At 68.1% G+C, this 6,807-nt stretch carries 7 protein-coding genes; 6 read left to right on the top strand and 1 reads right to left on the bottom strand.

Going from position 1 to position 6,807, the window contains the following annotated elements:
* From RMP09_RS23945 to RMP09_RS23930, 4 genes are all read left to right on the top strand, one after another.
* The coding region (locus RMP09_RS23945) for a thymidine phosphorylase (protein WP_310568476.1) at positions 1–1,001 on the top strand (1,001 nt) is incomplete at its 5' end.
* On the top strand, positions 1,001–1,879 hold the full coding sequence (locus RMP09_RS23940) for a ribose-phosphate diphosphokinase (RefSeq protein WP_310568475.1): 879 nt from the start codon (positions 1,001–1,003) through the stop codon (positions 1,877–1,879). The genes RMP09_RS23945 and RMP09_RS23940, both read left to right, overlap by 1 nt.
* 44 nt (positions 1,880–1,923) lie before the next feature.
* Complete coding sequence (gene maiA / locus RMP09_RS23935) at positions 1,924–2,565, top strand: maleylacetoacetate isomerase (protein WP_310568474.1); 642 nt, start codon at positions 1,924–1,926, stop codon at positions 2,563–2,565.
* The gene (locus tag RMP09_RS23930; RefSeq protein WP_310568473.1) at positions 2,565–3,395 is read left to right on the top strand and encodes a polyphenol oxidase family protein; all 831 of its coding nucleotides are present in this window, start codon (positions 2,565–2,567) and stop codon (positions 3,393–3,395) included. Before maiA ends, RMP09_RS23930 begins: the two co-directional genes overlap by 1 nt.
* On the opposite strand, the gene RMP09_RS23925 is transcribed toward RMP09_RS23930, so the two are convergent.
* Positions 3,315–3,617, bottom strand: coding sequence for a hypothetical protein (locus RMP09_RS23925; RefSeq protein ID WP_310568472.1), 303 nt, complete (start codon positions 3,615–3,617; stop codon positions 3,315–3,317). The two genes, RMP09_RS23930 and RMP09_RS23925, sit on opposite strands and share 81 nt — an antisense overlap.
* A gap of 132 nt (positions 3,618–3,749) precedes the next feature.
* Here RMP09_RS23925 and phaC point away from each other — a divergent pair, with 132 nt between their 5' ends.
* Together phaC and RMP09_RS23915 are read left to right on the top strand one after the other, a co-directional pair.
* Positions 3,750–5,588 carry a class I poly(R)-hydroxyalkanoic acid synthase gene (gene phaC / locus RMP09_RS23920; protein ID WP_409559776.1) on the top strand — a complete coding sequence of 613 codons (1,839 nt, stop codon included), beginning with the start codon at positions 3,750–3,752 and terminating at the stop codon, positions 5,586–5,588.
* A gap of 108 nt (positions 5,589–5,696) precedes the next feature.
* The coding region (locus RMP09_RS23915) for an acetyl-CoA C-acetyltransferase (RefSeq protein ID WP_310568471.1) at positions 5,697–6,807 on the top strand (1,111 nt) is incomplete at its 3' end.

Below are 6,807 nucleotides of genomic sequence, written 5' to 3'. Positions count from 1 at the left end.
GCACCTCGATGCTGGTGGTGCCCATCGTCGCGGCCTATGGGCTGGTGTTTCCCAAAACGTCCTCGCGCGCCATCACCTCGCCCGCCGGCACGGCCGACACCATGGAGGTGCTGGCCAACGTCGAACTGCCCTTCGAGCAGCTGACGCAGATCGTGCGCGCCCACAAGGGCTGCCTGGCCTGGGGTGGCACGGCCGATCTGTCGCCGGCCGACGACGTGCTGATCTCGGTCGAGCGGCCGCTGGCGCTGGATTCACCGGGGCAGATGGTGGCGTCCATCCTGTCCAAGAAGATCGCGGCCGGTGCCACGCACCTGGTGCTGGACATTCCCATCGGCCCCACGGCCAAGGTGCGTTCCATGCCCGAGGCGCAGCGCCTGCGACGGCTGTTCGAATACGTGGCGCAACGCCTGCACCTGTCGCTGGACGTGGTCATCACCGATGGCCGCCAGCCCGTGGGCCGCGGCATCGGCCCGGTGCTCGAAGCGCGCGACGTGATGCAGGTGCTGGAGAACCACCCCGATGCCCCCAACGACCTGCGCCAGAAGTCGCTGCGGCTGGCCGGCCGGCTGATCGAATGCAGCCCCGATGTGCGCGGGGGCGACGGTTTTGCGATCGCGCGCGACATCCTCGACTCGGGCCGCGCGCTGGCGCAGATGCAGGCCATCATCGCCGCGCAGGGCGCGTACGGTTTCGATCACCACCACCCCGCGTTGGGCCCGCTCATGCTGGAGGTGACTGCGCCGCGCGACGGTGTGGTGATCGGGATCGACAACCTGCAGATCGCGCAGATCGCACGGCTGGCCGGGGCGCCCAAGGTGCAGGGGGCCGGCGTGGACCTGTGCGCCAAGCTGGGCGACGCGGTGCGCGCCGGGCAGCCGCTGTTCCGTGTGCACGCGGCCTACCCGGCCGATCTGGAATTTGCCCGCCAGGCCAGTGCCCGCAGCAGCGGCTACAGCCTGGGCGAGGCGGGGCAGGTGCCCCAGGTCTTTGTGGAGTTCTGATGCTGCTGTGTTTTGAAGACGAAGAGGCCATCGCCCAGCGCGCGGCCGAGGCTATCGATCTGCCGCTGGCGCGCATCCAGCGCCACCGCTTTCCCGACGGCGAGCTGCGCCTGCGCCTGCCCGACCCGTTGCCCTCGCGTGTGGTCCTCTGGCGCGGCCTGCACCAGCCCAACGAGAAGCTGGTCGAGCTGCTGCTGGCCGCGCGCACCGCGCGCCAGCTCGGGGCGCGGCAGCTCACCCTGGTCACGCCTTACCTTGCCTACATGCGGCAGGACATCGCGTTCAACCCCGGCGAGGCGGTGAGCCAGCGCATCGTGGGGGCGTTTCTGGCCGAGCTGTTCGACGCCGTCCTCACCGTGGACCCGCACCTGCACCGCGTGGCCACGCTGGAAGAAGCCATTCCGGTGCGTGACGCCATCGTGCTCAGCGGTGCCCCGCTGCTGGCCGACCACATCGCCACGCAGCGGCGCGACGTGCTGCTGGTCGGCCCGGACGAGGAGTCGCAGCAGTGGGTGGCCCAGGCCGCGCTGCGCCACGGCTGGCACAGCGGGGTGTGCCACAAGACGCGTCACGGCGACCGCGAGGTCGACATCGTGTTGCCCGATTTGCCCGTCGCGGGCCGTGCGGTGGTGCTGATGGACGATGTGGCCAGTTCGGGCCACACCGTGGCACAGGCGGCGCGCGCGCTGCTGCGGGCCGGCGCCGCATCGGTGGACGTCGCGGTCACGCACGCCCTGTTCGCGGCCGGCGCCATGGACCTGCTGCGCGAAGCCGGTGTGGGCCAGGTCTGGAGCACCGACGCCATCCCCCACGCCAGCAACGCCGTCAGCATCGTGCCTGCGGTGGCGCAGGCCCTGCGCCCGCTGCTGGCGCGCTGACCGGGTCAACCGCGCCGTCGCACACACGTTTATCCTTGTTCCCCATGAAGCTTTACAACTACTTCCGTTCTTCTGCATCCTTTCGCGTGCGCATCGCGCTGGCGCTCAAGGGCCTGCCCTACGAATACGTGCCGGTGCACCTGGCCAAGGGCGAGCACAAGCAGGCCGCGTACGGCGACGTGTCGGCCGACCAGCTGGTGCCGCTGCTGGAGCTGGACGATGGCACGCGGCTGTCGCAGTCGATGGCGATCATCGAGTTCCTCGACGAGACCCATCCCGAACCCGCCCTGGTGCCGCGCGACGCCGTCGGCCGCGCGCGCGTGCGGGCGCTGGCGCAGTCGATCGCCTGCGAGATCCACCCGATCAACAATCTGCGCGTGCTCAAGTACCTGTCCAGGGACCTGAAAGTGGACGAAGAGGCCAAGAACACCTGGTACCGCCACTGGGTGCGCACCGGGCTGGAAGCCTTCGAGCGCCAGCTCGCACAACTGCCGGCGTCGGCTTTTTGTTACGGCGACACGCCCACCCTGGCCGACTGCTGCCTGGTGCCGCAGATCTTCAACGGCCAACGCTTCAACACGCCGCTGGACGGCCTGCCGCGCACCATGGCCGCGTTTGAAGCCTGCATGGCGCTGCCCGCGTTCCAGCAGGCCCAGCCCTCGGCTTGCCCGGACAACGAAGCCTGATGCCCGTGCCCGCTGAAGACTGGCTGGTGTCCGACTGGCCGGCGCCGCGCCATGTGCACGCGCTGTTCACCACCCGGGCGGGTGGGGTGTCGGTCGCGCCCTTTGATAGCCTCAACCTCGGCGACCACGTGCGCGACGAAGCCGCCGCCGTGGCCACCAACCGCGCCCGGCTGGGTCAACGCCTGGGCGCCCGGCCGGTGTTTCTGCAGCAGGTGCACGGCACCGCGGTGGCCACGCTGGACCAGCACACGCCCGATGGCACCGTGGCCGACGCCTGCATCACCACGCAGCCGGGCATCGCCTGCACCGTCATGGTGGCGGACTGTCTGCCGGTGCTGTTCACCGACGCCGAGGGCACGGTGGTGGCGGCCGCGCATGCCGGCTGGCGGGGTCTGGTCGGATCGGGGGCGGATGTGGACGGTCAGGGCGTGCTGGAAACCTGTTGGGCCGCGGTGGTCGCTGCGCTGCAAACCCGCCAGCCCCAGCGCACGCGCGAGGACATTGCCGCGAACACGCTGGCCTGGCTGGGTCCATGCATAGGCCCCGAGGCCTTCGAGGTCGGCGAGGAGGTGCGCGCCGCCTTCGTCGCCTGGCGCGCCGATGCGGCCAGCTGTTTCCAGCCGCTGGCCGCCCAGGGCAAGTACCTGACCAACCTGCCGCAACTGGCGCGCCTGCGCCTGCGGGCCATGGGCATCACCCGGCTGTTCGGCAACGACGGGACGCTGCCCTGGTGCACCGTCACGCAGGCTTCACGGTTCTTTTCGCACCGGCGCGACGCCGTCCGCCTGGGCAGCACCGGCCGCATGGCCGCCTGCATCCACATCGGGTGACGCGGTGGTGGATCGGCGTGCTGCATCTTCGGCCGCTTCGCGGGCCTTGATGGCTTTGCGGCGCTGAGGTGCCAACATCAGGTAAACCACCAGTGCCACCGGGAGCAAACCGTACAAAAAGAAGGTCACAATGGCCCCAAGAACGGAACCTGTCGTGTTCGTGGCTTCGGCCACCGACATCATCAGCACCACATACATCCAGGCAATCACCACCAGATACACAGCGTTCCTCGCGCAACGGGTTTTGGCGTTGTCAGCTTGCTGGAAGCAGGTCGATCAACACTAGGGAAAACCCCGGTTCTCTCCCCAGAGGGGGCCGATCATAAGCCGCAGGGCAGCACATCGGAGACAAGCATGACATCTGGGAAATCCAACCCTCAGCCGTGGCTGGAGGCTGCGCAGCAGTTCCAGCAAAACCTCATCAGCCAATGGACCCAGGCGGCGCAGGCCTTCCCGGGCGCGGCCGGGCAAATGCCCGCCGGAGCACCCGCGGCCGACCCCTTTGCCGCGTTCAAGGCCTTCATGCCGCAGACCGGCGCGGCCCACCCGTTCGGCATGGCCATGCCCCCCATGGGCAACCTGCCTGGGCTGGGTGATCTGTTCAACCAGGCGGCCGGGCAGAAGGTCAGTTTTGACCCCGCCAAGCTGCTGGAGATCCAGAACACCTACCTCAAGGACGTGGCCGGCCTGTGGAACCAGGGCCTGGACGCCCGGCCGCAGGGCGACCGCCGCTTCGCCAGCGAGGCCTGGAACAGCAACCCGGTGGCGGCCTTCTCGGCGGCGGCCTACCTGCTCAATGCCCGCACGCTGATGGCCATGGCCGACGCGGTGGAAGGCGATGCCAAAACCAAGACCCGCGTGCGCTTCGCGGTGCAGCAGTGGATCGACGCCAGCGCACCGAGCAACTTCCTGGCCTTCAACGCCGAGGCGCAGAAGAAAGCTATCGAGACCCAGGGCGAGAGCATCGCCAAGGGCGTGGCCAACCTGCTGCACGACATCAAGCAGGGCCATGTGTCCATGACGGACGAGAGCGTGTTCGAGGTGGGCAAGAACGTGGCCACCACCGAAGGCGCCGTGGTGTTCGAGAACGCGCTGTTCCAGCTGATCGAATACAAGCCGCTGACGGCCAAGGTGTACGAGCGGCCGTTCCTGCTGGTGCCACCCTGCATCAACAAGTTCTACATCCTCGACCTGCAGCCCAGCAACTCGCTGATCCGCTACTGCGTGGAGCAGGGCCACCGCACCTTCGTGGTGAGCTGGCGCAACCCCGACGAGTCGCTCGCCCAGGCCACCTGGGACGACTACATCGAACAGGCGGTGATCCAGGCCATCGGCGTCGCGCAAGACATCACCGGCGCCGAGACCATCAACGCGCTGGGCTTCTGCGTCGGCGGCACCATGCTGAGCAATGCGCTGGCCGTGCTGGCCGCGCGCGGCGAAACGCCGGTCAACAGCGCCACGTTCCTCACCACGCTGATCGACTTCACCGACACCGGCATCCTCGACGTGTTCATCGATGAACCGTTCGTGAAGATGCGCGAGATGCAGTTTGCCCAGGGCGGCCTCATGCCCGGGCGCGATCTGGCCACGACCTTCAGCTTCCTGCGTCCGAACGACCTGGTCTGGAACTACGTGGTGGGCAACTACCTCAAGGGCGAGTCGCCGCCACCGTTCGACCTGCTGTACTGGAATTCGGACGCGACCAACCTGCCCGGCCCGTACTACGCCTGGTACCTGCGCCAGACCTACCTGGAAAACAACCTGGTCAAGCCGGGCACAACCACGGTCTGTGACGAGAAGATCGACTTCCGCAAGGTCAAGCTGCCGGTCTACATCTACGGCTCGCGCGAAGACCACATCGTGCCCATCGGTGGGGCATACGCCAGCACCCAGGTGTTTCCGGGCAAGAAGCGTTTTGTCATGGGCGCCTCGGGCCACATCGCCGGCGTGATCAACCCGCCCGCGGCCGGCAAGCGCAGCCACTGGGTGAGCGATGCCACGCAGTTCCCGGCCGACGTGAACGACTGGATTTCCAACGCGACCGAGCACAAAGGCAGCTGGTGGACCGACTGGGCCGCCTGGCTCAAGCCGCTGGCGGGCAAACAGATTGCTGCGCCCAAGGCCTACGGCAAGGGCAAGACCTACGCCGCCATCGAGCCGGCACCGGGACGCTACGTGAAGGCGAAGGCCTGACCCCATTCTGCTCGGGCTGAGCCTGTCAACGCCCCGGCCAACATCTCTGCACGCCCTTCGACAGGCTCAGGGCCAACGGACAAATTTGCAAACCCAAGAGGAAACACCATGGAAGACATCGTCATCGTTTCAGCCGCTCGCACCGCCGTGGGCAAGTTCGGCGGCTCGCTCGCCAAGACCCCGGCCACCGAACTCGGCAGCATCGTCATCAAGGAACTGCTGGCGCGCACCGGTCTGCCGGTCGATGCGATCGGTGAGGTGATCATGGGCCAGGTGCTGGCCGCAGGCGCGGGCCAGAACCCGGCCCGCCAGGCCACGTTGAAGGCCGGCTTGGCCAAGGAAACCCCGGCGCTGACCATCAACGCCGTCTGCGGCTCGGGCCTGAAGGCCGTGATGCTGGCCGCGCAGGCCGTGGCCTGGGGCGACAGCGAGATCGTGATCGCCGGCGGCCAGGAAAACATGAGCGCCAGCCCGCACGTGCTCAACGGCAGCCGCGACGGCCAGCGCATGGGCGACTGGAAGATGACCGACACCATGATCGTCGACGGTCTGTGGGACGTCTACAACCAGTACCACATGGGCATCACCGCCGAGAACGTGGCCAAGGCCCAAGGCATTTCGCGCGAGATGCAGGACGCGCTGGCTGCCGCCAGCCAGCAAAAAGCCGCCGCCGCCCAGGCTGCAGGCAAGTTCAAGGACGAGATCGTTGGCGTGAGCATCCCGCAGCGCAAGGGTGACCCGGTGGTCTTCAACAGCGACGAATTCATCAACGCCAAGACCACCGCCGAAGTGCTGGCCGGTCTGCGTCCCGCCTTTGACAAGGCCGGTTCCGTGACCGCCGGCAACGCCTCGGGCATCAACGACGGCGCCGCCGCCGTGATGGTGATGACGGCCAAGAAGGCGGCCGCCCTGGGCCTGACGCCGCTGGCTCGCATCGCCGCCTTCGGCACCACCGGCCTGGACCCAGCCATCATGGGCATGGGCCCGGTGTCGGCCTCGCAAAAGGCCCTGGCCCGCGCGGGCTGGAAGGCGTCGGATGTGGACCTGTTCGAACTCAACGAGGCCTTCGCTGCCCAGGCCTGCGCCGTCAACCGCGCGCTGGACATCGACCCGGCCAAGGTCAACGTCAACGGTGGCGCCATCGCCATCGGCCACCCCATCGGCGCGTCCGGCTGCCGCATCCTGGTGACGCTGCTGCACGAGATGCAGCGCAGCGGCG

The sequence above is a fragment of the Hydrogenophaga sp. genome (assembly GCF_031426985.1).
Taxonomy (GTDB): domain Bacteria; phylum Pseudomonadota; class Gammaproteobacteria; order Burkholderiales; family Burkholderiaceae_C; genus Hydrogenophaga.
This window is presented reverse-complemented; position numbering and strand designations above follow the sequence as displayed.